This window comes from Leptothrix toolikensis (SeqCode) (genome assembly GCF_057922285.1).
This window is the reverse complement of record NZ_JBYSVC010000118.1, coordinates 1-5,120: the sequence shown is the minus strand read 5'-3', so window position 1 is coordinate 5,120 and position 5,120 is coordinate 1. Positions and strand designations below refer to the sequence as shown.

Sequence of the window (5,120 nt, the reverse complement as noted above, 5' to 3'; positions counted from 1 at the left end):
GCAGGAGCAGGAGCAGGAGCAGGAGCAGGAGCAGGAGCAGGAGCAGGAGCAGGAGCAGGAGCAGCGGCCGCCGGCGCTTCGAGCGCACCCAGATCGGGGCCAAGTCCTGCGGGGGTGCGCACCGAGCGCTGGCCGTTGACGTCGATCTGGTAAAGCACCGGGTGCAGGCTAGCGGCGGCAGGCAAAGCGCTGGCCGCATCCACCAGGCTCGATTTGGCCAACGGCACCATGGTGCTGAGTGTGACCGGGGCGGTCGCGGCACTGATCAAGTTGGCGGTGCCGTTGAGCTGGCCGTTGATCGGGCTGAAGTAGTCCACCCAGCCGGTGCTGGTCCAGTTGCGGCCGAGATTGACGATGCCATCGCTCACCCAAGGAGCAGCCACCCCTTGCGACTGCGGTGCGCGCATCGCCCGCCCGCCATTGACCGTGCTGTCGTAGACGAAGATGTTGTTGAAGACCTCGGCCTTTTCCAGCGTGGTGGAAAGCTGGAACATCCACGACTTGGGCCCGCCGGTGACATGGACCGAGTTGTTGTAAACGTACAGCGTGCCTTGGCGGAAGATGGGTTCCCCCCAAGTCAGGCCAGCGGCGCTGCCGAAGTGATCGCCGCCGTAGTGGATCGTGCTGCCCAAGTTGCCGTTGCGCACGATCAAGTTGCCGTAGACGAACGCGCTGCGATACGCCGGCTCAGCGGTGGCTGTTACGGGGAAGCCTTCAGCTTCGACCAAGTCGATGGCATGGCCGCCGTCTTCGATCAGGTTGTAGCGCACCACGGTGCCGGCTGAGCGGTCTTTGACCGAATGGCCCAAGGCCCCGGCGCGCAGCGCACCGTAGCGGTTGAACTCATTCACCATGCCCACGCTTTCGGTGTAGGTGGTGTGGGCCAAGTCGCTGCCGACGATACCGTGGCCCCAGAAATAGTTGCCGCTGAGCTGGATGTTGCGGGTGACTTCGGACGGGGCCAGATCGGTCGATCGGCTGAAGACCGCTTGGACGCAGTCGCTGATTTCGTTGTCAGCGATGGTGATGTTCTGGCCTTTGTGGATCCAAATCCCGGCGCTGAAATCGCTGTAGATCTGCGGTAGACCCGAGCCGCTGATGTAGCTGTAGCTGGGATGCGCGTGGCGGATGGCCAAGCCGTCGATCTGGATGTAGCTCGGGAAGCTCGTCGAAGCCTGTGCGGTGTACAAGCTGTTGACCATGATGACCGCGCGCGACTGTTGCAAGTCTTGGTTGGACATCCCCAAGGCGGGATCAAAGGCCGGGTTGCCGTATTCCTTGAGCAGCGCAGCGCGGGTGGTGGTGGCGCGGCCGTCGATTTCCGGGCGCTGATTGGCGGGACCACGGATGCCACAGATGCGCACCGGCGCGGCAGCGGTGCCCTTGGCGGCGACGATCATCTTGCCGGCATAAGGCACGCCGTTGTTGTACTCAATCCGCACGCTGTCACCGGCCCCGAGCTTTTCCCAAGGCACGCTGTCGAGCGTGGGATACGTCAAGCCGGGGCCGACGTGATAGTCCACGCCCAACCCTGAGGGCAGACAAGCGGGGAGGCTGAACAGGGCTGGCGGCGCTGTGACGCTGGTGCCGGTCGTTTGGGCTTGGGACGGCTGACTCACACTCCCCATGCCGACCAACAAAGGCCAAGAAATCAAGGTGCTGTACCTGACAGCGCAACGGTAGGTGTCGATCATGGGTGCCCTCCCTCAGGCTAGCTATAGATCTGAAAAAAAACGTGCGTATTGTTGCTGAATGCAAGTAACGCAATGATCAGAAATGTTGATGCCTCCTTCAGAAAAATTAGTCCTTTGAGTGCTGAGATATAATCAAATCTTCATTATTTAAGGTCTCAGTTGTGCTATTTAATTCAGCAGAGTTTTTGTTTTTGTTTTTGCCGTTGGTACTGCTGATTTATTATGCATTGCCCCATCGGCAGCAGAATGCCTTCTTGGTCATTGCGAGTTGCATTTTCTATGCAAGTTGGGATTGGCGTTTTTTGCTGCCTTTGCTTTGTACTGCTTCGCTTGATTATTTTATATCTCGCCGTATTGAGGGGCTCGCTGATCATGGTGCGGCGCGGGTGATTCGCAAGCGCTACCTGATTTTGAGCGTGACGGCTAATTTGGTGCTACTCGGGTTTTTTAAGTATTTCAATTTCTTTACAGCATCGGCCACAAGCCTCGCGCATCGTTTGGGCTGGGAGGTTTCGGTGGGAACCCTGGAGATCATTCTCCCGGTGGCCATTTCTTTCTACACCTTCCAAGCTATGTCCTACACGATCGACGTGTATCGCGGCAAGCTCCATTCGACCCGTTCGTTCTGGGATTTCTTCTTGGCGGTGCTCTACTTTCCGCACCTCGTCGCCGGCCCCATCCAGCGGGCTTCCAGTCTGTTGCCGCAAGTGACTCAGCCGCGCACGATCCGTGCCGATCAGGTCTGGGAGGGACTGCATCTGATCGCTTGGGGATACTTCAAGAAGGTCTTTATCGCAGATAATTTGTCGCCCATCGTCAATGCCGCTTTTGCCAGTCCAGAGCCGACCACGGCGATGACGGTGCTGGGTGTTTATGCTTTTACGTTTCAGATTTATGGCGATTTTTCAGGTTATACAGATATTGCGCGTGGTATTGCCAAAATCATGGGATTTGAATTTATTTTGAATTTTAATTTGCCATATTTTGCCACCCATCCGGCTGATTTTTGGCGGCGCTGGCATATCAGTTTATCATCGTGGTTGCGTGATTATCTCTACAAGCCCTTGGGGGGTAGCCGTGGGGGCGCTTGGCTGACCTATCGCAACTTGATGATCACCATGCTGCTGGGCGGTTTGTGGCACGGGGCAGCTTGGAACTTTGTGCTCTGGGGCTTCTATCACGGTGCCATTCAGGCGCTGCATCGCATCCTTGAGCCGGGTTTGAGGCGGATGGGGCTTGGCTTGGCGGCCTTGCCCAGCCTGTGGCTGGGTTTGCGTATCGGCGCGATGTTTCTGCTTACCTGTTACGGCTGGCTGCTGTTTCGGGCCACATCGCTTGATCAAATCGGCCAGATGACCCTCACCCTTTTGCATCCCAGCGGTGGACTCGATGGGGACGGCATGGCGCGGGTGTCGCTGATCATCGCGCCCTTGGTGCTGGTGCAGTTCATTCAGTGGCGCAGCGGCGACCTCTTTTTCATGCGCCAAGCGTGGTTGCCCAAGCCGCTGCGGGTGGTGGTGTATGCGCTGATGTTCTACCTGACGGTGTTCCTCGGTGGGCAGCCGCAGTCTTTTGTTTACTTTCAGTTTTGAGAACGCTGGATGATTTTGTCGGTTGAACGCATCAAGACCTTGCTGGTGTGGCTGGGCTATGGCCTGCTGGCTTTGGCGACACTGGAAGTCGCTGCCCGTGTTGAAGACTTCTGGCGCTCGGGCGCGCCCTTGCTCGGCAACTATTCAATTGAGTCGGTGTTTCAACCCAGTGATTTGGGCAAAGAAGGCCGGCCGGGAGCGCACTTTGGCAAGTGGCAGATGAACGCGCTCGGTTTTCGGGGGCCGGAGTTGGCACCGCCATCAGGGTCGCGGTCGGCGCTGCGCGTCATGACGGTGGGGGCCTCGGAAACCTTCGGCCTTTACGAAAGCCCCGAGCGCGACTATCCGCGCCAGCTTGAAGCCCTCCTGCGGCGCGAGTCGGGCTTGGCCTCGGCCTCGGTGGTCAACATCGCTTTGCCCGGCATGCGGATCGGTCGCACGGCTTACTTAGAGCGCTCGTTGCAAAAAGCGCCTGCGCAGTGGGTGCTGATCTATCCAACCCCGGCCAATTACATCGGCACCACGGTGGGGTTTTGTGCCCAGCCCCAGCCCGCCCAAGCCTTGCCGGAGCCCGAGCGCCCCGAGCCGCGCCTCAAGGGCAAGCTGGTGACGCTGCTCAAGCAGACCTTGCCGCTGGAGGTGATGACCTTGCTGCGCCGCGCCAGCATTCGTCTGGCCGAGCGTCATTTGGACGTGATGGACACCTTGCCCGAAGCGACGCTTGACGCTTTTGTGGCCGATGTCGATTGCGCGATCCAAGCGGCGCAGCGTCACGGTGCGCGGGTGGTGCTGAGTACGCATCCGAACTTCTTTGGCCCTGATCTGGCAGCGGGCGACGGTGCGGCGCTCACGGCGTGGCGCTCGTTCTACCCTGAGCTGCGCGAAGCGGGCTTTCTCGACATGGAGCGCCGGGCCAACGTGCGGCTGCGTCAGCTGGCGGCGCAGCGCGATGTGCCGCTGGTGGACGCGGCGGCGCAGATCCCCGGTGGGGCGCAGACCTTTGCGGATTTCGTGCACTTTACCGACGCAGGGGCCGAACGCATGGCCGCCTTGGCCGCACAGGCGATTCTTGAGGCCGAAGCAGCCTCACCATCACGGTTTTCATCGAAACCTTGAAGAGAAGGAGCGGGCGGATGCAGATCTTGCATGTGGTGGATTCTCTGGAGTCAGGCGGTCTGGAGCGGGTGGTCACTGATCTGGCCATCGAACAGCATCGACGCGGGCATGGCGTGGTGGTCTACAGCCTGCTCGAAACCCAAGGCTTGTTGCCTGAGCTGCAAGCAGCCGGTGTCGAAGTGGTGGTGGGCGGCAAGAAACGCATGGCGGATCTGCCGGTGCTGCGCGGCCTGCGGCGCTTGGTGCGCGCGCGCGCCATCGAGGTGGTCCACGCCCACAACTTTGTGCCCAACTACTACGTGGCCGCCGCCTTGCGGCTCATGTTCAGCCCCCAGGCACCGACGCAGGTATGTACCTGTCACGACATGGGCCTGCGCTTGAGCAACGACCGGCTGCGCCGACTTTTTCTCTGGTCGCTGCGCTACACCCGGGGGGTGGCGATGGTGGGTCAGCAAGTCCATGACCGTTTCGTCAACCAAGGTTGGGTCGCGCCTGAGCTGGCCATGACGGTGCTCAACGGCGTGCCGCTGGATCGTTTTGCCTGGAGCCCTGCACGTCATTTAGAAGCACGGCGACGTTTGGGCCTCAGCGCTGAGGATCAGGTGGTGGGCACTGTGGGCCGTTTGGTGGGTCTGAAAAATCAGCGCTTGCTCATCGAGGTGCTGCCCGCTTTGTTGCAGCGGCACCCCGCGCTCAAGCTGGTGCTGGTCGGTTGGGG

At 60.1% G+C, this 5,120-nt stretch carries 4 protein-coding genes; 3 read left to right on the top strand and 1 reads right to left on the bottom strand.

Annotation, left to right across the window (positions count from 1 at the left end; genetic code table 11):
• On the bottom strand, positions 1-1,694 hold a 1,694-nt coding region (locus tag AC3VI7_RS12025; protein ID WP_489671568.1), incomplete at its 3' end, for a hypothetical protein.
• Between the two features lie 185 nt (positions 1,695-1,879).
• Here AC3VI7_RS12025 and AC3VI7_RS12020 point away from each other — a divergent pair.
• From AC3VI7_RS12020 to AC3VI7_RS12010, 3 genes are all read left to right on the top strand, one after another.
• Positions 1,880-3,286, top strand: a complete 1,407-nt coding sequence (locus AC3VI7_RS12020; RefSeq protein ID WP_489668125.1) for an MBOAT family O-acyltransferase — start codon at positions 1,880-1,882, stop codon at positions 3,284-3,286.
• A 9-nt stretch (positions 3,287-3,295) separates the two neighbouring features.
• Positions 3,296-4,402, top strand: a complete 1,107-nt coding sequence (locus AC3VI7_RS12015; RefSeq protein WP_489668124.1) for an SGNH/GDSL hydrolase family protein — start codon at positions 3,296-3,298, stop codon at positions 4,400-4,402.
• A gap of 17 nt (positions 4,403-4,419) precedes the next feature.
• Positions 4,420-5,120, top strand: a 701-nt coding sequence (locus tag AC3VI7_RS12010) for a glycosyltransferase (protein ID WP_489671567.1), incomplete at its 3' end; no start/stop codon positions are given.